This window comes from Saccharopolyspora soli (assembly GCF_022678645.1).
GTDB lineage: Bacteria > Actinomycetota > Actinomycetes > Mycobacteriales > Pseudonocardiaceae > Saccharopolyspora > Saccharopolyspora soli.
The window spans coordinates 80,304-106,995 of record NZ_JALBWV010000008.1; the positions used below are offsets into that span (position 1 = coordinate 80,304).

General features: G+C 68.5%; 10 protein-coding genes. 6 read left to right on the forward strand and 4 right to left on the reverse strand.

Going from position 1 to position 26,692, the window contains the following annotated elements; genetic code table 11:
* Positions 1-297: 297 nt before the first annotated feature.
* Positions 298-1,242, reverse strand: coding sequence for a methionyl-tRNA formyltransferase (locus MOQ72_RS08355; protein WP_242181626.1), 945 nt, complete (start codon positions 1,240-1,242; stop codon positions 298-300).
* 166 nt (positions 1,243-1,408) lie between these two features.
* On the opposite strand from MOQ72_RS08355, the gene MOQ72_RS08360 reads away from it, so the two are divergent.
* The 6 genes from MOQ72_RS08360 (at position 1,409) to MOQ72_RS08385 (ending at position 19,458) form a co-directional block, all read left to right on the forward strand.
* Positions 1,409-2,749: a lysine N(6)-hydroxylase/L-ornithine N(5)-oxygenase family protein gene (locus MOQ72_RS08360; protein ID WP_242181628.1), complete on the forward strand. Its 1,341-nt coding sequence runs from the start codon at positions 1,409-1,411 to the stop codon at positions 2,747-2,749.
* Between the two features lie 23 nt (positions 2,750-2,772).
* On the forward strand, positions 2,773-3,798 hold the full coding sequence (locus tag MOQ72_RS08365) for an iron-siderophore ABC transporter substrate-binding protein (RefSeq protein WP_242181630.1): 1,026 nt from the start codon (positions 2,773-2,775) through the stop codon (positions 3,796-3,798).
* Positions 3,799-4,027: 229 nt separating this feature from the next.
* Positions 4,028-17,569 (forward strand): non-ribosomal peptide synthetase, encoded by a 13,542-nt coding sequence (locus tag MOQ72_RS08370; protein WP_242181632.1) that lies wholly within the window; start codon positions 4,028-4,030, stop codon positions 17,567-17,569.
* The gene (locus MOQ72_RS08375; protein WP_242181634.1) at positions 17,566-17,760 is read left to right on the forward strand and encodes an MbtH family protein; all 195 of its coding nucleotides are present in this window, start codon (positions 17,566-17,568) and stop codon (positions 17,758-17,760) included. Before MOQ72_RS08370 ends, MOQ72_RS08375 begins: the two co-directional genes overlap by 4 nt.
* A gap of 475 nt (positions 17,761-18,235) precedes the next feature.
* A complete protein-coding gene (locus MOQ72_RS08380) occupies positions 18,236-18,673 on the forward strand; it encodes a cupin domain-containing protein (RefSeq protein WP_242181636.1) in 438 nt (145 codons plus the stop codon).
* Between the two features lie 50 nt (positions 18,674-18,723).
* Positions 18,724-19,458, forward strand: a complete 735-nt coding sequence (locus MOQ72_RS08385; RefSeq protein WP_242181638.1) for an SDR family oxidoreductase — start codon at positions 18,724-18,726, stop codon at positions 19,456-19,458.
* Between the two features lie 45 nt (positions 19,459-19,503).
* On the opposite strand, the gene MOQ72_RS08390 is transcribed toward MOQ72_RS08385, so the two are convergent.
* From MOQ72_RS08390 to MOQ72_RS08400, 3 genes are all read right to left on the reverse strand, one after another.
* Positions 19,504-22,980: an NACHT domain-containing protein gene (locus tag MOQ72_RS08390; protein ID WP_242181640.1), complete on the reverse strand. Its 3,477-nt coding sequence runs from the start codon at positions 22,978-22,980 to the stop codon at positions 19,504-19,506.
* A 248-nt stretch (positions 22,981-23,228) separates the two neighbouring features.
* Positions 23,229-24,989, reverse strand: coding sequence for an ABC transporter ATP-binding protein (locus MOQ72_RS08395; RefSeq protein ID WP_242181641.1), 1,761 nt, complete (start codon positions 24,987-24,989; stop codon positions 23,229-23,231).
* Positions 24,990-25,003: 14 nt separating this feature from the next.
* Complete coding sequence (locus MOQ72_RS08400; protein WP_242181644.1) at positions 25,004-26,680, reverse strand: ABC transporter ATP-binding protein; 1,677 nt, start codon at positions 26,678-26,680, stop codon at positions 25,004-25,006.
* Positions 26,681-26,692: the final 12 nt, after the last annotated feature.

The window sequence follows — 26,692 nt, forward strand, 5'->3', positions numbered from 1 at the left end:
CGGCCGTCACGATCGGCCGGGGCACCGGTATGTTCGGTATCCATAGTGGACGATTGCTGTTCAGTTTCCGGTAGCGGGCGATGAGGGCGGCGAACTCGTCGAGTTTTCGGAGCGTGGCGGATTCCGGCATCGTTGGCAGCAACGCGCCGGGTGAGGAAAGTGGCGATTCCGAACTTCACGCTGCTTTCGACTCTCTTGGCCAAAGCGGCAAGGAGCGGTTGACGTGCTTCGCGCTGGTCGTGAGCGGTAATGGTCGTTCTGACGGCCCTTAGCACTCACGACCTGGTGCATCCGGGTTCAGGGGTGGGGGGTGAGGTAGCCGCCCATTTTTTGGAAGTAGTCCGTTGCCGCGTGTTCGATGCCGTCTTCGGTGCGCAGTCTTTCGATCACCAGGCCGGGGTTCTGGCCGTAGCGGGCGTTCGCGCCAGCCGTGATCACCACGCCGTCGCCTTCCGGGATGAAGATCCGTCCCGGCGTGCCGCCGTACCTCGCCTTCGACACCGACGCTCGCAGCAGCCGGATTCGTTCGCCCTTGTGGAAGGTGAACGCGTTCGGGTACGGGTCGGACTGCGCTCGCACGAGTCGGTCGATGTCCTCGGCGGGCCACGTCCAGTCGATCCGACTGTCCTCCATGGAGCGCTTGTGGAAGAAGCTGGCCTTCGTCCGGTCCTGCGGTGTCCAGTCGGTGCGGCCGGAGGCGATCAGCGCGACCGCTTCGGTGACGAGCGGGTTGATGAGATCCACCGTCTTGTGGAACAGGTCCGTCGCGGTGTCCCGCGGCCCCACTTCGACCGCGCGCTGGAGCACGATCGGTCCCGCGTCCAGCTCGTCGTTCATCATGTGGGCCGTCACGCCCACCTCCTTCTCGCCGTTGATCAGCGCCCAGATCAGCGGGGAGAAACCGGCGTACGCGGGAAGCAGCGAGTCGTGCACGTTGAGCGTGCCGTGGCGCGGCAGCGTGAAGATCTCCGGTGGGATCCACGTCCGCCAGTTGTTGGCCACGATGAGGTCCGGCTGGATCTCGCGGAGCCGGGCGGTCAGCTCGTCGTCGGGGCGGTTGCGCAGCACCACTTCGGCACCGTGCTGCGCGGCCAGGTCGGCCACCGAGTCGGCCCAGATCTTCTCGTAGGCGTGGTCGGACTTCGGGTGGGTGACCACCAGCGCGACCTCGTGCTCCGAGTCCAGCAAAGCCTGGAGGGTGCGGTGCCCCCACGTCTGGTAGCCGAACATCACGATGCGCATGGGGCTCCTCCCCGGACGACGCCAAACCGGCGCTAGTCAAGCAAGGCTTGCCTAATTGCACAAGGCTGTCGAGCGGGATGAGGATCACTCCGAAAGGACTATCTGAGGTAAGGCTTAGTTAGGTTAGGGTTGCCTCTGTTTGGCTGATCACGGCGATGGGACAGGCATGTCAGAGGCACGGCTGCGCAGCGGTACACCCGTCTACGACCTGGTCGGAGTGGGTTTCGGCCCGTCGAACCTGGCGCTGGCGATCGCGGTGAGCGAGCACAACGCCGCAGGCCAGGAGACCGTCACGGCGCACTTCCTGGAGCGGCAGGAGCGCTTCGGGTGGCATCGCGGGATGCTCATCGACGACGCGACCATGCAGGTCTCGTTCCTCAAGGACCTGGTGACCCAGCGCAATCCCGCCAGCCGCTTCAGCTTCCTGTCGTACCTGCACGCGCAGGACCGGTTGGTCGACTTCATCAACCACAAGAGCCTGTTCCCGCTGCGCATCGAGTTCCACGACTACTTCGAGTGGGCGGCGGCACAGGTCGACGACATGGTGTCCTACGGGCACGACGTCGTCGCCGTGCGGCCGGTCCTGGACGGTGCCGAGCTGGCGTTGTTCGACGTCGAGACCGCGACCGGTGAGGTGTACCGGGCGCGCAACGTGGTCGTGGCGACCGGCCTGCGGCCGAGGCTGCCCGACGGGGTGGCGGCTTCCGACCGCGTGTGGCACAACTGCGAGCTGCTGCACCGCGTCGACGGCGTCGAGCCGGACGAGGTGTCGCGGTTCGTCGTGGTCGGCGCCGGGCAGAGCGCCGCCGAAGTGACGGCCTTCCTGCACGAGCGGTTCCCGAACGCCGAAGTGTGCTCGGTGTTCGCCAGGTTCGGCTACAGCCCGGCGGACGACAGCCCGTTCGCGAACCGCGTATTCGATCCGGCGGCGGTGGATGCCTTCTACGGGGCGCCCGAGGACGTCAAGCGGCAGATCATGGCTTACCACGCAAACACGAACTATTCCGTGGTCGACCTCGACCTGATCGAAGAGCTGTACCGCAGGGTGTACCGCGAGAAGGTGCTCGGGGGCCAGCGGTTGCGGATCCTCAACGTGTCGCGCGTGGCAGACGTCGCCGAGGCGGACAACGGAGTGCGCGTCACGGTCGACTCGCTCAGCACCGGCGAGCGCACCGTGCTCGACGCCGATGTCGTGGTCTGCTCGACCGGCTACCAGCCGTCCGATGCGCTGCCGCTGCTCGGGGATGTCGCGCACCACTGCGCCCGCGACGAGCAGGACCGGTTGCTCATCGAGCGCGACTACCGGGTCCGGACCGCGCCCGCCGTGACCGGTGGGGTCTACCTGCAAGGCGGGTGCACCGAGCACACGCACGGAATCACGTCCTCGCTGCTGTCGAACAACGCCGTGCGATCCGGGGAGATTCTTCAGTCGGTGCTGGACCGGCGGCGTGCCTGGGGGAACGGGCGGACTGCCGCGTACGCGGTCAGTGGCAACACGGTTGTGTGAGAGAAGCAGGAAGGTAGATCTCGATGTCCCTCATTTCCCTCAAACCGGCGAAGGCGTGGTTGCGCCTGCCAGCGATGCTGGTCGCGATGGTGCTGACCGCGATCCTCGCCGGTTGCGGTGCCAGCGGTGGTGCTGGTGGTGATGCGCCCTCGGCCGTGCCGGGCGGCGTTTTCCCGGTCACGGTCGAGCACCTGTACGGGACGACTGAGATCAAGTCGCCACCGAGCCGAGTGGTAACCCTCGGACTGTCCGATCAGGACGCCGCGCTCGCGCTCGGTGTGAAGCCGGTCGGCGTCGTGGACTGGTTCAAGGAGCGCCCGTACGGCAAATGGCCGTGGACGAAGGACCTGTGGAGCGGCACCCAGCCCGAGATCGTGGGTGAGCGCGAGGAGTACAACATGGAGAAGATCGCGCAGCTCCGCCCCGACCTGATCATCGCGGCCTATTCGGGCATGAGCAAGGAGCAGTACGACACCCTCTCGCAGATCGCTCCGGTCGTCGCCCAGCCCAAGGGCTACCAGCCCTACCTGGCGCCGTGGCAGGCGTTGTCGTTGCAGGTCGGCAAGGCGCTCGGCCAGGAGGCCAAGATGACCGAGCTGATCAACCAGACGCAGCAGAAGTTCGCCGACGTCCGCCAGCAGCACCCCGAGTGGGCCCAGCAGACGCTGGCCGTCGCCGACAGCTTCGAGGCCGGGGTGTACGACGCGTTCACCAGCACCGACGCGAAGGCCCTGTTCTTCAAGGAACTGGGTTTCCCGCTCGTCGCGGACATCGACCGGCAGGCGCAGGCCGGTGCCAACACGCTGAAGATGAGTTCCGAGCAGCTGCCGATGCTCGACGTCGACCGCCTGGTGTGGGTCACGTCAAGCGAGCAGGCCAACGACCGCATCAGGGCGGAACCGCTGTACCAGCGGCTCAAGGTGCACCAGGAGGGCCGCGACATCTTCGTGCCGTACGAGAACCCGGATGTCGGCGCGGCGTTCTCCTTCAACACCGTTTTGTCGATCCCCTATGCCATCGACCAGATGGTGCCGCTGCTGACCAAGTGACTGTTCCAGAAGAGGTTTGCGTTGCGGTGCGGGTGGCGGAACCTCAGAAGCCGCCTCGCTGTGGGATCCCCGACATCATGTACTTCCAATTCGCAGTTTCACTGCACTGTCGGGGCTGTCCTCCCGAGGCGACGTCTGAGAACCCGCGGCGGCGCGAGCTGAGTCCCACACCGCAAGCGGCTGCGCCGCTTACAAAACAGACCCCATTGTTGGAAAGGGCTTTCCCTCGATGTTCGGCGTTCCACTCACGCGTGCGCAGGCTGGGATTTGGCGTGCGCAGCAACTCGAACCGGACAACCCGGTCTACAACATCGCCTGGTACCTGGACATCCGCGGCGAGGTCGATCCGGACCGGCTCGCCGCGGCGGTGCGGCAGGCGGTGGGCGAGGCCGAAAGCGTGCACGTGCGATTCGCCGACATCGACGGGACGCCGCAGCAGGTTCCGGCGCTGGCCGACCCCGCGCCGGAACTGCTCGACTTCACCGCCGAACCCGATCCGGAGGCGGCGGCCAGCTCGTGGCTGCGCGCCGACCTCGCCACGCCCGCAGACCTCGGGCGCGGTCCGCTGTTCCGGCAGGCGCTGATCAGGGTCGGTGCCGACCGCGTCTGGTGGTACCAGCGCTACCACCACCTCGTCATGGACGCCTACGGCTGCCTGCTGGTCACCCAACGGGCTGGCGAACTGTACGCGGGCGAGGCCGCGACGCCCTTCGGGCCGTTGACGCGGCTCCAGGACGCCGACAGCGCCTACCACGACTCCGATCAGTACACAATGGACAGGGAGTTCTGGCACGGCCGGTTCGCGGACCGTCCCGAACCGGTGCGGCTGTTGGAACTCGCGGATGCGCAGTCCCGCGCTGTCGTACGCCGGACGGCCGAGCTGTCCGTCGAACGAACCGAGGAATTGCGGGAACTGGCCGCACAGCGCGGAACCCGTTTGTCGCGCGTCGCGATCGCCGCAGTCGCCGCCTACACGCACCGTGCTACCGGGGCGACCGATGTCGTGCTCGGCGTCCCGGTCACCGCGCGACTCGACGGGGATGCCCGTGCGGTGCCGGGCATGGCGTCCAACGTGCTGCCGCTGCGCATCGCCGTGCGCCCGGACACCACCCCGACGGAGCTGATCGCCCGTGTCGACGAGGGCATCCGCGAGCTCACCGAGCACAGCCGCTACCGCGGCGAAGACCTCGCGCGCGAGCTCGGATTCGGCGGTCTGGCACAGCTAGTCGGTCCGACGGTCAACGTGATCACCTTCGGTCGGCAGTTGCGCTTCGGCGGCGACGCCGTCGACTTCCGGGACATCGCGCTGGGGCCGGTCAACGACCTGTCGATCGTCTGCTGCGAGCGCTGGGCGGATTACGGCCTGCTCATCGAATTCGACGCCGACGCGGCCGGGTGCGACGCCGCGCTGCTGGCCGAGCACGAACGCCGCTTCCTGGCGGTGCTCGACGCGATGATCGACCACCCGAACCTGCCGCTGGGATCGATCGAGGTCACCACTGCTGATGAGCGCGCTCAACTGCTCGAATTCGGCACCAGTGAGCGGCCGGTCACCGAGCTGACGTGGCCAGCCGCGTTCGAACGGCAGGCGCGGCGTTCGCCCGATGCGGTCGCCGTGGTCTGCGAATCCGAGCAGCTGAGCTATGCCGAGTTGAACGCCGCTGCCAACCGGTTCGCCAGGTGGTTGCGCGGCGAGGGCATCGGTGCCGAAGACGTCGTCGCGGTCGCGGTGCCCCGCTCGATCGACATGGTGATCGCGCTGCTCGGCGTGCTGAAGTCCGGTGCCGCGTACCTGCCGCTCGACCTCGACCACCCGCAGGACCGCATCGACTTCATGGTTGCCGACTCCGGCGCGAAGTTGACGGTGTCCAATGTCGACCACGAACTGCTGGTCGGGTTCGACGGCGCGGATCTGGACGTCGAGATCGGCCTGCACAACGCCGCCTACGTCATCTACACCTCCGGCTCGACGGGCACGCCGAAGGGCGTCGTGGTTTCGCACGAGGGCGTCGGCAGTCTCATCGCCACTGCTGTCGACCGGCTCGGTGTCGACGCCACCAGCCGCGTCGCGCAGTTCGCGTCCGTCGGCTTCGACGTGACCGTGTGGGAGCTGACGATGTCGCTGTGCGTCGGCGGCCGCAGCGTCATCGTGCCCGCCGAACGCCGCGTGGCCGGACCCGAACTCACCGACTACCTCGGCGAACACGGCGTGACGCACATGGCCCTGCCGCCTTCGCTGGTGGCCGCGCTGCCGACCAGGTGTGAACTGCCGGAGGGCGGCGTGCTGGTCGTCGGCACCGAGACCGTGCCGCCCGAGCTGATCGCGCGTTGGTCGAAGCGGATGCGCGTGGTCGCGGCATACGGGCTCACCGAGGCGACGGTGAACTCCACGCTGTGGTTGGCCGAAACTGACTGGGACGGTCCGGTCCCGATCGGCAAGCCCGATCCGAACACGCACGCCTACGTGCTCGACTCGGCGTTGCGCCCTGTTGCTGTCGGTGCGGTGGGCGAGCTGTACGTGGGTGGCCGGGGCCTGGCCCGCGGCTACCGGGGCAGGCCGGGGCTGACCGCGCAGCGGTTCGTGCCCGACCCGTTCGGCCCGCCCGGCAGCCGCATGTACCGCACCGGTGACCGGGTGCGCTGGCGCGCCGATGGCACCCTCGACTTCCTCGGCCGCGTCGACAACCAGGTCAAGCTCCGCGGGCACCGCATCGAACCGGGTGAGGTCGAGAACGTCCTCATGGCCCACCCGCTCGTGGCGCAGGCAGCGGTGGTGGTGCGCGAGGACCACCGTGGCGTCAAGCGGTTGGTCGGCTACGTCGTCGCCGAGCCGTCGTTCGCCGACGAATGGCGCGACTACGCTGCTCGAAGCCTGCCCGAGTACATGGTGCCGTCGGCGTTGGTCCACCTCGACGCGTTGCCGCGGACGCCCAACGGCAAGATCGACAAGCAGGCCCTGCCCGATCCCGACTGGACGGCGCTCGTCGGGGATGTCCAGCCGCGCACGCCGGGGGAGTGGATCCTCGCGACCGTGATGGCCGAAGTGCTCGGCCTGCCGAACGTCGGTGTGCACGACAGCTTCTTCGAACTCGGCGGCGACAGCATCATCGCGATCCAACTGGTCAGCGGTGCCCGCAAAGCAGGACTTGCCATCACCCCCAGGGATGTCTTCCGGTGCCGCACGGTCGCCGGGCTCGCCGAAGTCGCCGGGAAGCCGGAAGTTCGGCACGTCGTGGACCTGGACGACGACGCATTGCCGGTGTCGCCGTTGCAGGAAGGGTTCTTCTTCCACTCCCGATTCGACGAGCAGGATTCCTACGTGGTCCAGGAGATCTTCGAGATCTCCGGGCAGGCTGACGCCACCGCGCTGCGCCGTGCGCTGCAAAGCCTGCTGGATCGGCATCCGCTGCTGCGGGCCGGTTTCCGCCAGTTGCCGGATGGACGCATCGTGCAGCGCCTGGCCAAGCACGTCGAGCTGCCCTGGCGCGAGGACACCGACCTCGACACCGCCACGGACCGGGACCGGGCCGAAGGTTTCGACCTCGCCGACCCTCCACTGCTGCGAGCGACGCTGGTCGGCTCGAAGCTCGTGCTCACGCTGCACCACATCATCGCCGACGGCTGGTCGGTGTCGATCATGCTCCGCGAGCTGGAAGCCCTCTACTCGGGCGCGGAACTACCCCCGGCACCCGATCATCGCGGATACCTGTCGTGGCTGGCCGGACGGGATCGCGAAGCGGCGCGGGAGGCATGGCGGACCGAACTGTCCGATGTGGAGCCTGCGAAGCTGATCAACAGCGAGCCTGGCGAGCCCGGCCGCGTCGACGTGTCGCTGCCCGACGAGCTGACCGGTGAACTGGCCCGCTTGGCGAAAACCCGCGGCCTGACCCTGAGCACGGTCCTGCACGGGGCGTGGGGTCTGCTGCTCGGCGGGCTCACCGGTCGTGCCGATGTGGTGTTCGGCAGCACGGTGTCCGGTCGTCCGACCGACATCGAAGGCATTGAGCACAGCGTCGGACTGTTCATCAACACAGTTCCCGTGCGTCTGCGGTTGCGCGCGGCGGACACCGTGGCCACCGTTCTGGCGCGGTTGCAGGAGGAGCAGGCCGCGCTGCTGGACCACCAGCACCTCGGCTTGTCCGACATCCAGCGCGGCACCGGCGAGCTGTTCGACACGCTGGTCGTGGTCGAGAACCAGCCGATGCACGCCGACTGCGGGATGATCACGGACGTCGAGGTCCGCGACGCGGTGCACTACCCGCTGGCCCTGGTCGCGCATCCCGGCGAACGGCTGCAACTCCGCTTCCAGCACCGCATCGACGACGACCTGGCCCGCGAGTTCGCGGATCGCTTCGTGCGCATCCTCGGAGCAGTAGCCAGCGATCCTCACCGGGCGGTGGCACGCCTGACCCTGCTGGCGGAGTCGGAACAACAGCGTCTTCGCGAACTGGGCGACACTGCGCATCCGGTACCGGAGCGCACCTTGGTGTCGGCGTTCAACGAGCAACTCACGCGCACACCCGAAGCGAACGCAGTCCGCTACGAGGGCGCGGAACTGACCTACGCGGAACTGGACCGGCAGGCCGAGGCCCTTGCCCGCAGGCTGCGCGCGAGGGGCGCCGGGCCGGAGCAGGTGGTGGCGGTGGCGGTCCCGCGATCGGCTGAGCTGGTCGTGGCGCTGCTGGGCGTGCTGAAGTCCGGTGCCGCTTACCTGCCCGTTGATCTCGACTACCCCGCAGACCGGGTCGCGTTCATGCTCGCCGACTCGGGAGCCCGCCTGGTCGTGACCCAGTCGGACATCGAGTTGCCGGGTGGGCTTGAGCGGATCGTCGTCGGCGACCGCGAAGAGGTCGCCGATGTCCCAGCGGTGCAAGCGAAACCGGATCAGCCCGCGTACCTGATCTACACCTCCGGATCGACGGGGCGGCCCAAGGGCGTGGTCGTGACGCACCGCGCGATCGTCAACCGGCTCGCCTGGATGCAGGGCGCCTACGGGCTCACCACCGACGATCGGGTGTTGCAGAAGACCCCGTCGAGCTTCGACGTGTCGGTGTGGGAGTTCTTCTGGCCGCTGCTGGAAGGCGCGGCAGTAGTGCTGGCCAGGCCCGACGGACATCGCGATCCTGCGTACGTGGCCGAGCTCATCCGCGAGGAGCAGATCACCACCGCGCACTTCGTGCCGTCGATGTTGGCGGCGTTCTTGTCGGTCGTGAAGGGCGCCGAGTGGGCAGGCAGCCTGCGCCGGGTGTTCTCCAGCGGCGAGGCGCTCGGCGGGGATGTCGCGAATCGCTGGCTGGACCTCACCGGGGTGCCGCTGCACAACTTGTACGGCCCGACCGAGGCGGCCGTGGACGTCACGTGGTTCCCGTTCACCGGTGACGCCGATACAACCGTGCCCATCGGGTGGCCGGTGTGGAACACGCGGCTTCACGTGCTGGACCAGTTCCTGCGCCCACTGCCCGACGGCGTGCCGGGGGAGCTGTACCTGGCGGGCGTGCAACTCGCGCGCGGTTACCACGGACGGCCGGACCTGACCGCTGAGCGATTCGTCGCAGACCCATTCGGCGCGCCCGGCGAGCGCATGTACCGAACCGGAGACCTGGTGCGACGCCGCAGCGACGGCGCGATCGAATACCTCGGTCGCACCGACCGGCAGGTCAAGATCCGCGGCAACCGGCTCGAACTCGGGGAGGTCGAAGCCGCCCTGTCGCGGCAACCGGGTGTGGCGCAGGCAGCCGTGATCGCACGGGACGGCGCGCTCGTCGGCTACGTGGTCGCGCAGCATCCCGCCTTCGAGGAATGGCGGGCGCAGCTCGCGACGCAACTGCCTGAGTACATGGTGCCGAGTGCTTTCGTCGTGCTCGATGAATTCCCGCTGACCCCGAGCGGCAAACTGGACCAGAACGCGCTGCCCGCACCGTCGGTGATCCCGACCCGGTCCCGTCCACCGCGCAACGAACGGGAACGGGTGCTGTGCGAGATCGTCGCGTCGGTGCTCGGGTTGCCCGAAGTGGGCGCGGAGGACGACTTCTTCGTGCTCGGCGGGGACAGCATCACTTCGATCGCCGTGTCCACCCAGGCCCGCGAGCGCGGTCTGGAGATCGGCCCGCGCGAGGTGTTCGAGCGCCGGACGCCCGCCGCGCTCGCCGCGTCCGCAGGGGCGAGCATCGACGGCGACCTGGAACTGGCCGACCTCGGACTGTCCGATGAGGAGCGTGCGCGAGTCCAAGCGCTGACCACGCACGAGGTGGCGGACATCTGGCCGCTGTCGCCGTTGCAGGAGGGGCTGTACTTCCACTCCACCTACGACGAGAGCGCGCTCGACGTCTACATGTCCCAGGAGACCCTGGACTTCGACCACGTGCTGGACGCCGCCCGGCTTCGCGATGCGTGTGCGGCGTTGTTGAAGCGAAATCCCAGTCTGCGAGCCGGTTTCACCAGCGACGGCCTGCCGCGTCCGGTGCAGTTCATCGTGGCCGACCCGGAGATCCCGCTGGTCGAGGTGCACGTTTCGGCGTCGTCCGAGTCCGAGCGGGTCACCGAACTGCTCGACGCCGACCGCCGACAGCGCTTCGACCTGGCCGCGCCGCCACTGTGCCGCCTGTTGTTGATCCACCTCCCCGACGGCCGGGACAAGCTCGTCATCACGCACCACTTGGCGCTGTGGGATGGCTGGTCGGCGTGGCTGTTCCTGGAGCAGCTGTGCACGCTGTACGAGCAGGCGGGCGATGACGCCGAGCTCGCGGCGCCCGGCTCGTACCGGGACTACCTCGCCTGGCTGGAGCGGCAGGATTCCGAGACCGCCACCGCCGCATGGCGGGAAGCGCTCGCGGGGCTCGACGAACCCACAGTTGTCGCCCCGGCCGGTCAGAGCCGTGAGCCCGTCATCCCCGCCGAGTTCGACGCGCTGCTGTCGCAGCAGACCAGCGACCGGCTGCGGGATACGGCCCGTCGGCACGGGATCACGCTGAACACGCTGCTGCACGCCGCATGGGGACTGGTGCTGTCCAGCACGGTTGGACGGCAGGACGTGGTGTTCGGCGCTGCGGTCGCGGGCAGGCCGGTCGAAGTGCCGAACGTGGCGAACGTGATCGGGATGTTCCTCAACACCATCCCGACACGGGTCACGTTCAACCCGCGCGAACCGGTGCTTGACCTGCTGCGGCGCATGCAGGCCGAGCGGGCGGCGCTGATGCCCTACGAGTACGTGCAGCTCGGCGAGTTGCAGCGGGCGGCGGGGCACCGGCAGTTGTTCGACACGCTTTTCGTGCTGCGCACCGCCGACGGCGAGGACCGCCGGTCCGAACTCCGGGAGCGGCACGGCATCACCGAAGTGTCCAACGTGGACGGAACCCACTTCCCGCTGACGCTGATCGTGACTCCGGAAGCTCGTCTCAGGGTCACCCTCGCCGCCCGCCCCGACCTGTTCGGCGCCGACGCCGCGGGCACGATCCTGGAACGCTTCACCACGATCCTGCAACGACTGGCCGCCGACATGTCCACGCCCGTGGGCGCGGTCGACGTGCTGACCGACGACGAGCGGCGTGTCCTGAGCAGCGAGTGGAACGCGCCCGACCGGCCCATCGGTGACGACACCGTCGCCGACCTGCTGGCCGCGCAGGCCGCCCGCACCCCGGACGCCGTTGCGCTGGTGTTCGGGTCGCTCTCGCTGACCTACGCCGATCTGGACGCCCGGATCAACCGACTGGCACGGCTGCTGCTGGCGCGCGGTGCGGGGCCGGAGAAGGTGGTCGCGCTCGCGCTGCCGCGCTCGATCGAAATGGTTGCCGCCCTGTTCGCGGTGTTGCGCACCGGCGCGGCGTACCTGCCGCTGGACCTGGACCACCCCGCCGAGCGGCTGCATCTGATGATCGACGACACCAACCCGTTGTGCGTCCTCACCACCAAGAACGTCGACGACCGCTTGCAGCGCCCGACGGTGGTGCTCGACGACCCGGCGGTCGCGGCGGAACTGGACCGGATGTCCGCCGATCCGATCGGCGACGACGAGCGGCCCGCTTTCGCGCACGGCATCCCGCACCGGCTCGAACACCCCGCTTACGTGATCTACACGTCCGGTTCGACCGGGAAACCGAAGGGCGTGGTCACCCCGTACCGGGGGTTGACCAACATGCAGCTCAACCACCAGGAAGCCATCTTCGGCCCGGCGATCGCCACCGCGGGTGGCAGGCGACTGCGCATCGCGCACACCGTGTCCTTCGCGTTCGACATGTCATGGGAGGAACTGCTCTGGCTCGTCGAGGGCCACGAGGTCCACATCTGCGACGAGGAACTGCGCCGCGATGCCGAAGCGCTGGTCGCCTATTGCGACGAGCACCTGATCGACGTCGTGAACGTCACCCCGACCTACGCGCAACTGCTCATCGAGGAGGGCCTGTTGCAGGGCCACGTCCCGCCGCTGGTGCTGCTCGGCGGCGAGGCAGTGCCGGAGGCGGTGTGGACCCGGCTCGCCGACACCGACGGCACGTACGGCTACAACCTTTACGGGCCGACCGAGTACACCATCAACACCCTCGGCGCATCTACAGTGGACAGCCCGACTCCGGCGGTGGGACGTCCCATCTGGAACACCCGCGCCTACGTCCTGGACGCCCACCTTCGGCCGGTTCCGGACGGCTGTCCAGGTGAGCTCTACATCGCCGGTATCGGTCTCGCTCGCGGTTACCACCGACGTCCGGAACTGACCGCGGAGCGGTTCGTCGCCGACCCGTTCGGGCCGCCGGGCACGCGCATGTACCGCACCGGTGACCTGGTGCGCACCAGGCCGACACCCGCACCGCCACGCGGTCGTGAGTGCACAACCGGGCTCCAGCCCGGTTACGCACTCACGACCCCCTGGGTGCGTCGGGACGGCATCATCGACTTCCTGGGGCGCACCGACGACCAGGTCAAGATCCGCGGCTACCGCGTCGAGCAGGGCGAGGTCGAGGCCGCGCTCGCCGCGCATCCCGCCGTCTCCCAGGCTGCGGTGGTGGCCGACCGAAGCGGTCCGATCGCGCGGCTCATCGGGTACGTCGTGGCGGACGGACCGTTCGACTGGCGGGAGCACCTCAAGGCGCTGCTGCCGGAGTACATGGTCCCGGCCGCGGTCGTCGAGGTGGCGCAACTGCCGTTGACCGTCAACGGCAAGCTCGACGTCAAGGCGTTGCCCGCGCCGGTCATCGACACCGGAAAGGAAAGCCGCCCGCCCCGCAATCGCGAGGAAGAGGTGCTGTGCGAGCTGTTCGCCGGGATCCTCGGTGTGCCCGGCGTCGGGATCGACGACAGCTTCTTCGACCTCGGCGGCCACTCGCTGCTCGCCACCCGGCTGGTCAGCAAGGCCCGCACCGCCCTGAATGCGGAGCTCGCGATTCGCGACCTGTTCGAGGCCCCGACCGTCGCCGAGCTGGCCACGCGCGTGGGCCGACCCGCCCGCCCAGCGCTCGTGCCCACCGAACACCCGGACGAGCTTCCGGCTTCGCCCGCACAGCAACGGTTGTGGGTCATCCAGAACATGGAGGGCACCTCCACGGCGTACAACTTCCCGCTCGTCGTGCGCCTGCGCGGCACGTTCGACACCGAGGCGTGGCGGGCGGCGCTGCGCGACGTCGTTGCCCGCCACGAGGCGCTGCGCACGGTGTTCGTCGAACGCGACGGCGTGCTGCACCAGAAGATCCTGGACATCACCGAGCCGGTCGTGGACCTGTTGCGCGTCGAGGAGACCGAGGTAGCCGCGACCGTGCAGCGGGCGGTGGCCCGGCCGTTCGACCTCGCTGGCGAGCTGCCGATCCGGTGCACGATCGCCGAGATCGCCGATGACCACCACGTGGTCGTCCTGCTGCTGCACCACATCACCACCGACGAGTGGTCCGACCGTCCCTTCCTGCACGACCTGTCCAACGCCTACGCCGCTCGACTCGCGGGGAACCCGCCTGTCTGGGAGCCGCTGCCCGTGCAGTACGCGGACTACGCGTTGTGGCAGGAGAAACTGCTCAACGCAGTCGCGGACGAGCAGCTCGCCTACTGGCGGTCAAAGTTGGACGGATCGCCGGAGGAGATCGATCTGCCAACCGACCGCAGCAGGCCGGGGCGGCCGACGTTCCAGGGCGCCGAAACCGAAGTCGAACTCGATCCGATGGGCTGCGAAGGGCTTCGCCGCGTCGGTCAGGACTCCGGCGCGAGCATGTTCATGGTGCTGCACGCGGCTGTCGCGGCCTTGCTGCACCGCATGGGCTCGGGCGAGGACATCCCGATCGGCGCTCCCATCGCGGGCCGCACCGACGAAGCACTGGACGACCTCGTCGGGTTCTTCGTCAACACCCTGGTGCTGCGCACCGACGTGTCCGGCTCGCCGAGTTTCGCCGAGCTGCTGCGTCGAGTCCGGGAGACCGATCTCGCCGCGTTCTCGCACGCCGACGTGCCGTTCGAAGCCGTCGTCGAGCGGATCAACCCGGCCCGCTCGGTCGGGCGCAACCCGCTGTTCCAGGTGATGGTCGGCTACCACGCGCGCTCTGGCGATGCTCTCGACCTGCCCGATCTGCGCGCCGAGTACGTGCCCTACCCGGCCACCACGGCGAAGTTCGACCTCGTGTTCAGCTTCACCGAGCAGCTGCACACCGGCCGCGTCACGTGCCGGATCGAGTACAGCACCGAGCTGTTCGGCGCCGAAACGGTCGTGCGGCTGGGGGAGCGGCTGAACCGGCTCGTCGCCGCCGTCGCCGAGCACCCGGACGAGCCCATCGGCGCGATCGACGTGCTCGCCGACGATGAGCGCAATCTCGTGCTCGAAGGGTTCAACGCCACCGAGCGGGTGGTCGACGAGGCGTCCTTGCCGGAACTGTTCGCCCGCCGAGTTGCCGAGCGACCCGACGGCGTAGCCGTGGTCGAACGGTCCCGGCAGGTGACCTATGCGCAGCTCAACGCACGTGCGAACCGGATCGCGAGGCACTTGGCCGCCAGCGGGGTCGGACCGGAGGACGTGGTCGGTGTCGCCGTGCCGCGCTCGGTCGACACCATCGCCACCGTGCTGGCGGCGCTCAAGCTCGGTGCCGCGTTCCTGCCGCTGGACCTGACGCATCCGGCCGACCGGCTCGCCTACATGATCGAGGATTCCGGAGCCGCACTCGTCGTCGGCACCGAGTCGATCCGCGCGCAGGTTCCCGAGATCGCCCGGCTCGTGCTGCTCGATGAGCTCCCCGAGCTCGACGAGTCCGATGTGGACATCGCAGTGGCCGCGTTGGAACAGGCCGCGTACGTCATCTACACGTCCGGGTCCACGGGCAAACCCAAGGGCGCCGTCCTCTCCCACGACGGGATCGCGAGCCTGGTGGCGACCGCGATCGACCGGATGGGGCTGGAACCCGACAGCCACGTGCTCCAGTTCGCTTCGATCGGATTCGACGTGTTCGTCTTCGAGCTGGCGATGGCGCTGTGCCACGGCGGGCGTCTCGTGCTGATCCCCGAGGAAGCGCGCGTGGCCGGTACCGCGCTCACCGACTTCCTGCACGAGCAGCGGATCACGCACATGATCCTGCCGCCGTCGCTGGTGTCCGCGCTGCCGCCGGAGGCCGTGCTGCCCGCAGGGTCGACGATCCTGGTGGGCACCGAGACGGTGCCGCCGGACCTGATCGAGCGGTGGGCGGGGCAGGTGAACCTCATCGCCGCGTACGGTCTCACCGAAGCGACGGTGAACTCCACGCTGTGGAGCGTCGAAAAGGGCTGGCAGGGCCCGGTTCCGATCGGACGACCCGACCCCAACACGGTGTGCTACGTGCTCGACGCGGGTCTGCGCCCCGTGCCGCCGGGAGTGGTGGGCGAGCTGTACGTGTCCGGGCGCGGTCTCGCCCGCGGGTACCTCGGCAAGCCGGGACTGACGGCTGCGCGGTTCGTGCCCGATCCGTTCGGTCCGCCCGGCACCCGCATGTACCGCACGGGCGACCGCGCCCGCTGGCGCGCGGACGGCAACCTCGACTTCCTGGGCCGGGTGGACACCCAGATCAAGATCCGCGGGTTCCGCATCGAACTCGGGGAGATCGAGGCAGCACTCGCGTCGCACCCCGCAGTCGCGCAGGCGGCGGTGGTCGCCCAGCGCAAGGGAGACATCGTGCGCCTCGTCGGCTACGCGGTCGCGGATGAGCCCTTCGACTGGCGCGAGCACCTGCACGCGCAGCTGCCGGACTACATGGTGCCCGCGCTCCTCGTGCCGCTGGACGGGCCGCTGCCGTTGACGCCGAACGGCAAGCTCGACCGGCGTGCGCTTCCGGCACCCGACTGGTCGGAGCTGGTCGGCGAAGCGCGGCCGGTCACGCACGAGCAGCGCGTGCTCGCGGAGTTGTTCGCCGAGATCCTCGAACTCGACGGCGTCGGCATCCACGACAACTTCTTCGAGCTCGGTGGCCACTCGATGTCGTCGATGCGCCTGCTGGGCAAGATCCGCTCGGCGTTCGGGGTGGACCTCACCGTCCGCGACGTGTTCGACGCACCGACCGTCGCCGGGATGGCGGCGAAGCTTTCCGGTGCGACCGTGCGCAGGCCGGTGCTCATGAGCGGCGCGCGACCCGAGACCTTGCCGCTTGCGCCGGTCCAGCGGTGGCAGTGGTCGCAGTCCCTCGCGCACCCCGGCTTCGACCACGCACTGGCGCTGCGCTCGACCGAGGGCTTCGACGCCGATGCGCTGGCGGCTGCGATCCGGGACGTGGCCGAGCGGCACGAGCCGCTGCGCACTGTGTTCGTGGCACGCGACGGCGAGGTGCGCCAAGAACTCGTCGAGCCACCAACGCTCGACGTGATGTCCACTATGGACATCGGTGCACCGGATCTGAGCAGCGAGCCGCCGTTGCGAGCACGCCTGGTGAGCGGCGACGGTGACCAGACTCTGGTGCTGGCCATGCACTACCTGGGCGTGGACGAGTGGTCGGTGGTGCCGCTTTTCCGCGACCTGGCGTTCGCCTACGCCGCGCGCCGTCGGGGATCAGCGCCGGAGTGGACACCCCTGTCGGTCAGCTACGCGGACTACACGCGGTGGTCGCGCGAACTGGCCGACGAAGTCGGGAAGGCGCAGCTCGACTACTGGTGCGACGTCCTGCGGGATGCTCCTGAACTCGTGCTGCCTGGCGAACGGCAGCGCGACAGCGATGCCGGAGACGTCGTCGGCTTCGTGCTCGACGCCGACCTGCACGCGGGAGTGGACCGGCTGGCACGGCTGACCGGCACGAGCATGTTCATGGTCTTGCAGTCGGCACTGGTCGTCGTGCTGGCGCGCAACGGCTGCGGAACGGACCTGCCGATCGGCACGCTGGTGGCGGGTCGGACCGAGGAGCAACTCGCCGATCTCGTCGGGTGCTTCTTCAATACGATCGTGCTGCGCACCGACGCATCCGGGGAACCGACGTTCGCCGAACTGCTGGCACGAGTCCGCGAGACGAACCTGGCGGCGCTGGACCGGCAGGACGTGCCGTTCGAAGACGTCGCCCGAGCCGTGGGTTGGCGCCCGCGCGTCATGATCGTGCACCACGAGCAGGCGGGCCTCGCCGAACTGGGAGACGCCAACGATTCCCCGGTCGCGATACCCACCGGAGTGGCCAAAGCGGACCTGACGCTGAGCTGCTACGAACCGCGAGATGGCGGAGACGTGCACTGCTACCTCGCATACGCGACAGGCGTGCTCGAAACGTCCACAGTGGAAAGACTCGCCGAAGAACTGCGAGCCGCGGTGGCCGCTGCCGCATCCGACCCGCACAAACCGCTGATCGCAAGGAAGGACAACGCATGACCAACCCGTTCGAAGACCCCGAAGGCCGCTTCTACGTACTGGTCAACGAAGAGGACCAGCACTCGCTGTGGCCGTCGTTCGTGCAAATCCCGGCAGGCTGGCGAAAGGTGTTCGGCGAGGAAACCAGAGAAGCCTGCCTCACCTACGTCGAGCAGAACTGGCAAGACCTACGCCCAGCAAGCCTGCGCTGACTCCAGAACGCAGAGTGCGAGCTCGCCGATGAGATCATCCGCAACGTACCCGACCGCGAAGATCCCGCCGTGATGCTGTGGAGGATCCACGGCTAAGCGACCACTCCCGCCGCCTCGATGCATTCGGGACTGGCCGTCCGGCAGCCTCGACAAGCACGGCTACGGTCGGCATTACTGACGACGACCTGACATCCGAGCAGTACACCGACGCCGTCGCCGCTCGGCGCTGAGCTGCCGATCCGCGCTCAAGTTGGCGCGCCCGTCGGCGACGGAGGTGGTCCACGGTTTCAAACGAAGGTACGCCGCAGGTCTTTAGGCCCTGTGACCGTGGGCCGAACTCTCGGAGCCTTGACGGCGCCTCGGGTGGACGGCGCTGGCCCGCCAGTCGAGCGGATGGGGCCCGCTGTCTGCGCGGTTGTCCGGGGTTACGAGGTGAGCGGACTTTCCGCATCTCGTTGGTCAGGGAGGTCTTTCCATGCCGGACATCGAGTCGAGGACCGCCGGGCAGCAGCCGCGATCGAACGCGTGGCAGTCGGCGATCACCGTGGTGCAGGAGGCGGAGCCACCCTTCATCCCGGCGGGTGCGCACGCGATGACCATCATCGTCGAGTTCCCACCGGGCGACCCCGGCACTCCTCCGCATCGGCATTCCGGACCGGCCTTCGGCTACGTGCTGGACGGCGAGATGGTGTTCGAGCTCGAAGGTGAGCCAGCGCGTGTCGTCCGGGCGGGCGAGGCGTTCTGGGAGCCGGGCGGCGACGTCATCCACTACCAGGACGGCAACAACCGCGACGACGTCCCGGTGCGCTTCACCGTCACCATGTTCTGCGAACCGGGCAAACCGATGCTCACCTTGGTGGACGCGGAAGAGCTCGTCCAGCGTGAGAACCGCCGGGCGCCGGGCACGAACTGACCGCACGCTCAAGGCTCGGACGTTCTCCGGCAACGAGGAGGGTCGAAGAGATGAAGATCGCTGTCATCGGTGGGACCGGGCTCATCGGGTCGCAGGTGGTCAAGATCCTGAACGCGAGCGGGCACGAGGCGGTGCCGCACTCGCCGTCCACCGGCCTGGACCTGCTCAGCGGGCAGGGCCTGCGCGAGGCGCTGGCCGGAGCCGACGTCGTCGTCAACCTGACGAACTCGCCGACCTTCGACGAAGCCTCGCCCGCGTTCTTCCAGGAGACCATGGACAACCTGCTGATGGCCGCCAAGGACGCTGGCGTCGGCCACGCGGTCGTCCTCTCGATCGTGGGCGCCGACCAGGTGCCGGGCCTGGTCTACTACCGCGCCAAGGTGTTGCAGGAGGACATCCTCAAGGCCAGCCCGGTGCCGTACTCGATCGTCCGCGCCACGCAGTTCTTCGAGTTCATCGACGGGGTGCTGTCCTGGACCGCCGACGAGAACACCGTCCGCCTGCCCGCCACGCTCGTCCAACCCATCGCCGCGGCCGACGTCGCCCAGGCCGTGGCCGACGTCAGCCTGGGCGCCCCGCTACACGGCACCCGCAACGTCGCCGGTCCCGAGGTCTTCACGCTCGACGAGCTCGGCAAGATCACCCTCGCCGCCCGTGGCGACCATCGCACCGTCGTCACCGACAACAGCGCTGGCATGTTCGCCGCCGCTCCAGGCGAAGCCCTCATCGCCAAACCCGGCGCCGTCATCGCCAAGACCACCTACCGCGAGTGGCTCGCGCGCTGACCTCGTGAGTGCGAAAGCCGGTTGGAGCGGTCGGCGGTGTTCGGGCTAAGGTCCGATATCCCACGTCTGCACTTGGATGCTGCCTGGGGTGTTGTGGCTGTACGGGACGTTGGCCACGGTACGGCCGTCAGAACTGATGTTTATCGTCGCGATGCTGGGATAATTGATGTCGAAGAGATTGTCGACTTTGTGAACCTCATTGCGGGTAATGTCCCACACCGTTATCAATTTCCCGTATTGGACGACCACTCGGGCTCGTCCGTCCGGCATTAACGTCACGGCGAGACCGTGGCCCCAGATTGGTATATTGGCAGACCATTTTTGGCCGGTCAGGAGATCCCGTGTTCGCACGTTTCCGTCGTCGTCTATGGTGACCAAAGTGCGGCGATGTTGATCGAGTACTCCGTAGTAGGAGCTTGATTGCAGATCTCGCAGTGCGAATTCGGGAACTCCGAGCGGATCGGGACTGCTGGTGCTCCACACCTGGACCGCGCCGTTGTGGTCGGTGACCCAGGTGTCGTCGTTGAGGAAGTAGCACGAAGTTATAGCTGGATAGGTGCGGGAGGGGGTTGGGGAGGGGGAGTCGTATATGCTGCATCCGCCTTCGTATGTGTCCAACGAAAACCGCGTTCCGCTCGGGTTCGTGCTGATCGAGCAGTTGTCGCCGGGGCCGGACAAGGGTGAGGTGGTGTGCTTCCCCGTGTCCAGGTCGCCGAACGCGATACGGCAGACCGCAGGCCCTGAAGGGGGTGCACTGGAATTCCTGCTGCCGCTGACCCAGGTGTGGCTTGCTGAATCCAGCACCAGGCTCTCCGCGATGAATTCGCCAGTGTTGGTGTCGCCGGTGCTGATCACCACCCGTCGTGGTCCGTTCGGGTAGACAGTGATCACCACGGCAGTGAACAGGGCTGCCAGTGCGGCGGTGGCGATCAGCAGTGCCTGCTTGCCGCCGCGCCGTAAACGGCGGTGGCCCTGCGCGGAAGTTTCGACCGCGTTCGTCCGGTCGGCTTCCCACTGTCGGGCCAGGTGCACTCGGAGCCGGTCGTGGCGCAGCTGGTAGGCGGGTCCGGCGCGGCGCAGCACGTCGCCGGTGGCGTTGTCGAGGAATCGGTGGAGCCGCCAGGGCAGACGGCCCCACGCTGCCAGCCAGAACCGGGCGATGGTGTGCAGCAGCCACGCATTGCCGGACCCGAACAGGACCGCGACGCCGACCACGTACCCGGCGAAGAACGCCATCAGCAGGCCGTCAGTAGAAGGCCCGGCGAAGTAGGTGATTGCGCCGAGGAGCGAGAAGGTCGCGAGCCCGGTGCCCCCTGCGGTCAGCAGCAGAGCGGCGCGGTCGTCGCGGAGCATTGACTGCGGGGAGTGTGCCGCCCGTTGTGGTGCCGGGGCGGCCAGCCAGTAGGCGAATCCGAGTGGCAGGCCGATGATGGTCGCGACGAACGGAAGCATGATGACGGAGGCGAGTAGTACTGATACAGCATCGCCGGATTCGTTCACGTCACCGGCCAGTTCGTTGGTCACGAGCGTCGCTAACAGCCCGATCGCGGGTACGAGCCCAATGACTGTGCCGGTGAGCAGGCTCGGGAGCAGTGCGCGGATTCGGGGCGCGCTGCGTCGCGGCATGCCCGCGTTGCGGGGACCGAGCACGTTGACGAATGCGCTCACCGAAAGTGCCACGGCGGCGACCACGATCGCGGCAACCAGTGGCCTCGTCGTTTCTCCGGAGGTGTTCGAGGAGTTGGTGCTCCGGACCAGCAACTGGACTGCTGCGTCGGCACCAATCGCCTCGCCGACCAGCAGCATCGTCGAGTTGATCCAGAAGAATGCGAGAGCAAATGTGGCGAAATCGTGCGCTGTCCTGCGAAGTGCGGCCAACACGGGGCGCTCTGGGGTGGGTTCCCCTGCGGCATGGGCGATACGAGCTGCACGAACACCGACCATCACGGTCAACGGCAGCGGCAGGGCCGCCACCGCGAGCAGAAAGTCCGGTGGCAGCAGAACATCGCGCAGCGCCCACCCATACAGCCAATCCGCGATTGGGACGTCCAGCAGAACGCCGACCCAGACAGCGATCAGCACAGCGGCGGTGGGAATGCAGACGGCGACAGTAAAAGCGACTGCGTTGATCAGTGCAATGGCCCAGCGGGGGACGGCGCGGGCGAGGTGCCACCAGTAGAAGTTGGTGTCGCCGACCCGGTCGTGCAGGTGGTGGGCGAGGAACACCAGCCATCGCTGCGCTCGGGCGCGTTCGCGCGGTTCGGGGTAGACGGCCGGCAGGAACGCCTGCAGCACGTGCTCCTCGCCGTCTTCGACGCTGGCGAATTCGGTCAGCTCCTGAGGTCGCGTGCTCGGTCGTTGGTAGACCCGCCGCGCCATGTTGATCATGAACGGAGTGGACAGCAGATGGGCCAGCGGGCCTTCGGGGTCGCGGTTGATGGTCTCGATGACCGGCGACCACCGGTCGGTGCCGTCGATCTCGGGCTGTTCGAGGTAGACCTGCATGTCGTCGACCGAAACGGGCTCGATTTCGACGACTCGGGCGTGCGGAAGAGCGCCTTCCTTGAGCACGGCGGTTTCGTACTCGGCACTGCGGCACGTCAGCACCATTCGCCGCTCGCGCCCAGCGTAACGACGGAGTTGTTCGAGCGCGGTGGTCAGCACGTCTTCCGGTTTTACGCCCGGCGCGCCCGGCGCCGGGTTGATCTCGTCGAGTCCGTCAAATACCGGCAGCACCCGGCCCTCGCGCAGCAGGCGGTGGGACTGCGAGCCGGTGAGCATCGGATAATGCACGGCCAGCGTGCGTACGATCCAGTCCTCGACGGCTTCGTTCCGGGGATCCCAGCTGTCGATCGACAGCAGCACCGGCACCGGCTCAGCAGGAGCACCGCGGTGCAGCGCGGCCAGGACGAACTCCAGTGCCAGCGTGCTCTTCCCCGCCCCGGGTTCACCGAGGATCACGAGCTGGCTCGCCCGCGCCTCGTGGAACGCTTCGACAAGCGCGTGGGCGGCTAGCCTGGGATCGTCTGCGGCCTGCACCAGCGCTCCCCTGGCGAGCGCGGGCCGGACGGTTTGATCGTTCGGGAAACGGGCCTGCACCGACCGCGACGGAGGTCGCCACCGCAGACGTAGTGGACTGGGGGCGTTCAATCCGCGGGTCTGGGCCTCCTCTTTCCACTGTTCCCAGATCTCCGCACGCAGCGCCTGGATTTCCTCGGGCGACAGCGGTTCCGCTCGGTTGCGGCGGCGCACCAACCACCACGGCACTAGGAAGCCCAATGACCACGCCACCGCAACGATCGCGACAGCGCCGACCCCCGCACTGTGCGGGGAGGCCATCGCGACCAACGCCGCTGGCCCGGCGCACAGCAGGCCGCCAACCATACCCGCGGCGACCGACCAGCCCGTCCCCAAGACCGCCCGAAGGTACAGGTGAATCCCGCCGTGCACTCGCCCGACCTGCATCAGGGTGCCGTGCACCGGCCCGGACGAGCTGTTGCGGGTGAACTCCTCCCGGTCCACGAGACCCCCAAGACCACCTTCAGCGTTGAACCAGCGACTGTATAGGCCCCGAGCGACGACGTGGTGCGGTACCGACCGCTGCCGCAGACGAGCTATGGGTGTCTCAGCCACACATTGCCGAGCATCCGCCCACGTCCAGCCAGGTCCCCTGCATGAAAGGGCACCTACGGCATTGATCACGGTAGTCCAACAAATGCCCTCGCTGGAGCCCGGTTACGCACTCGCGAGGTCGGCGCGCGCCGGGGTCGTCACGACCGCTGGCGGGTGTCCGACCACGCCTGCCAGAGGGCTGCGTACTGGCCACCGGCGGCTACGAGTTCGTCGTGGGTGCCGGTTTCCACGACCCGCCCCGCGTCGAGCACCACGATGCGGTCCGCGGCGGCTGCCTGGGTGAGGCGGTGTGCGACGACCAGCCCGGTGCGCCCGTCGATCGCTCGTGCCGCCGCTGTCTCCAGCACGCGGGCGCCCGCGCTGCCAGCCTCGGCGGTCGCCTCGTCGAGGATCGCGATCGGCGGATCCGCCAGCACGAGGCGCACGAGGGCGAGTTGCTGCGCCTGCGTGACGGTCAGCTGGTGCCCGCCATCACCGACCACTGTGGACAGATCGTCCGGGAGGGCCTCGACCCAGTCCAGCGCGCCGACTTCGGCCAGCGCGGCACGCAGCTGTTCGTCGCTGGCATCGGGCCGTGCCAACCGCAGATCGTCGGCGAGCGGACCCGCGAAGACGTGCACCTCCTGGCTGATCAGCGCAACGGTGCGCCGGGTCTCGCTCGGACCCAGCTCATCGAGGTCCACCCCGCCCAGCGCGATCGAACCCCCCGTCGGGCTGTGGATGCCCGCGATGAGCTTCGCCAGGGTGGTCTTTCCGGCGCCGCTGGCGCCCACCAGTGCGGTTCGCTGCGCGGCGCTGATGTCGAGATCGACGCCGCGCAGCACCTCGTGGCCCGGTACGTACGCGTGGCGCACGTCGGCGACCTTGACCGATGCGTCCGTGGGAGTGGCGGGTCGCGCTGGCTCCTGTTCGGCGGGCAGGTCCGCGACGCCGATGAGGCGCGCAAGACTGGCACCGGCGGACTGCGCGTCGTCGACGAGCGCGAGCATGGCGTTGATCGGGTTGAACAGGCTGTGGAAGTACAGGGCTGCCGCGGTCGCCGTGCCGATCGTCGCGGTCCCGTTGCCGACCAGCCAGAACCCGGCCACCAGCACCGCCGACAGGCCGACGAACTCGGCGAGGTTCAGGCGGGCGAAGAACCGCGTCACCAGCCGCGTGCCCTTGAGCCAGAGGTCCACCGCGTCCTGGGAACGTCGGCGAACCCGCCCGACGTGCTCGTCAGCGAGCCGGAACGCACGCACCGTCCGGGCCCCGCCGATCGTGTCGAGCAGCTGTTGCTGCTGAACGCCCACGGCCTCGCGCTGTGCGGCATACAGCGGAATCGCGCGGCGCACGTACCAGCGCACGGTGTGCAGCTGGATCGGCATCGCCAGCAGCGCGGCCAACATGAACCGCCAGTCCAGCACCGCCAAGCCGACCAGGGTGAGCACCACGGTCAGCACCGAGCGACCGAGTTCGGGGAGAGCTTCGCGCACGCTCTTGGCGATCATCGCGACGTCGCTGGTGACCCGCGCGGTCAGGTCACCAGCCCCGGCTCGCTCGACGCGTTCGAGCGGCAATCGCAGAGCTCGCTCGACGAACCGCTCCCGCAACGTGGCGAGCATGCTCTCGCCGAGCTCGGACACCAGCGCCAGGCCCCACGCGGTCGCCGCACCGCGGAGGATCGCGACGACGGCGAGCAGCACCACGGGCAGGGTGAACGCTGTGCTCCCAGTGGCGACGATGTCGACGATGCGGCCCAGCAACGGCGCGGTGAGCAGTCCGATGGCCGTTGCCACGACCAGTACGGCGAAGGCACCGGCCGCGAGCATCCGATGTGGACGGACCAGCTCGCCGAGCGCGGCTCGGGTGCGTTTTCCGTTGGCAGTGGGCAGCAGTTCCCGTGCGCTGTCGGTCACGGTTACCTCTTCCGTCAAGACAGGACCGTTGATCGATAGGTGGCGTCGGCGTGGACGAGTTCGGCGTGGCTGCCTTCGGCGCGCACTGTCCCGCCGTCCACGACGATCACCCGGTCGGTCGCGGCGAGCAGCGCCGGACTCGTGGTGACGAGGACCGTTGTCCGTCCCTGCCGGATGTCGGCGAGCTCGCTCGCGATCCGGGACTCGGTGACGGAATCGACCGCCGTCGTCGGGTCGTGCACCACGAGCACGGGCGGATCCGCCGCGAACGCGCGGGCGAGGGCCACGCGCTGCCGCTGGCCGCCGGACAGCGATCGGCCGCGTTCGGAGATCACCGACTCCACACCGTCCGGGAGCGCCTGCGCGACTTCGTCGGCGGCAGCGGCAACGAGCGCCCGGTCGGCTTCCCCCGTGCCGAGCAGGTCCACATTGCTCAACAGCGTGCCTTCGAAAAGGTACGCGTCGTGGGCGGCGACGAGAACGGCCGCGCGCAATTCGTGCGGATCGAGCTCGGTGAACGGCACGCCGTCCACCTCGACCGCGCCTGTTGCGGGATCTGCTTCCCGGCCAAGGCATTCCAGCAGGTTGGTCGCATCGGTGGGATCGGTGGCCACCACCCCCAGCAGCTCACCCGGTGGCACCTCCAAATCGAGATCCCGCAGCGTTCCGTGCGTGACGGCCCGCAACCGCAAGCTGCCGGAAACCGGTTCGGAGATCTGCCCCGAACCAGGAGTTACCGCGGGTGGCGCGGCCAACACCGAGGCGACCCGCTGCGCGGATGCCCTGGCTTGCGCGAGTTCTCCGTTGACCCAGGAGAAGATCTGGAACGGCGTCAACAGGAACTGGGCGAGTCCGACGGCCGCCACCAGCTCGCCGACGGTGATCGCGCCGTTGGCCGCGAGGTGTGCGCCGAGCAGTGCCACGAGCGCGATGAAGATGCCGGTGAGCGCCAGGATCGTCCCGTCGTGCCCGGCGTGGGCGCGGGCCGCGCGCAGTGTCGCGCGCAGCGACTGCTGGCTGGTGCGCCGGTACCGCGCGACGGCCGCCGTCTCGGCCCCGATGCCCTTGAGCACCCGCAATCCGGCCACGAGGTCGGCCGCCACGCCGGATGCGTGCGCCGCGCGCTCCTGTTCGACGCTGCTGCGGCGTTCCAGCGGCCTGCCGATCAGATGCGTCAGCCACAGCATCGGTGGTGTGCCGAGCAGCACGAGCAGTCCGAGCGGGACTGAGATCCGCAGCAACGCCACCGCGCTGACCAGCAGTCCGGCGAACCCGGCGACCGCGAACGGCAGCACGCCGTTCACCCGGCCCACCCGTTTGGCATCACCGGTGGCGATGTTCACCAGCGCGCCGGGCAACCGACCGGCTTCGGCACCGCCGCGCGGATCGAGCACGCGCTCGCTCAAATCCAGCCGCACGCGATGTGCCGCCTGCTCGGATGCGCGTTCCGCAGTGCGGGCAGCAAACCGGTAGCTGAACGACAACCCTGCGAACACGACCGCGAGCACCACGAGCCAACGCACGAGGGCTCCGGCCGATCCGGTCGACACCGCCTGGTCGATCAGCATGCCGATGATCACCGGGACCAGCGCCTCGCCGCCCTGGTGCGTGGACGCCAGGATCGAAGCGCCGACTACATAGCGTTTCTGGCCCGTGACCGCGCTTCGGAGCACACTCCGCGCCGTTGGCATAACCACCTCCTG